Consider the following 255-nt stretch of genomic DNA (forward strand, 5'->3'; position numbering starts at 1 on the left):
GGTGACAATAGCCTTGTGGAACCACCTGATCCCATCCCGAACTCAGAAGTGAAACGCAAACGCGCCGATGGTAGTGTGGGGTCTCCCCATGTGAGAGTAGGTCATCGCCAAGCATCCAAATAAACACCAAAGCCCTAGCCTAAACCGCTAGGGCTTTTGTGCTTATACGCTTCGCGAAAACTTATCTCGATGTCGGTCAATAAATGTTCCTCCAATATTGACACTTCCACCATCCATGGCGGTCGCCCGCCGCTA

1 rRNA gene is annotated in these 255 nt (G+C 51.4%); it reads left to right on the plus strand.

What is annotated here, in order from left to right:
* Positions 1–113, plus strand: a 5S ribosomal RNA gene (rrf, locus tag KFE26_RS23880); the annotation flags it as partial.
* Positions 114–255 lie beyond the last annotated feature (142 nt).

This window comes from Shewanella sp. M16, assembly GCF_018224605.1.
GTDB lineage: Bacteria > Pseudomonadota > Gammaproteobacteria > Enterobacterales > Shewanellaceae > Shewanella > Shewanella oncorhynchi.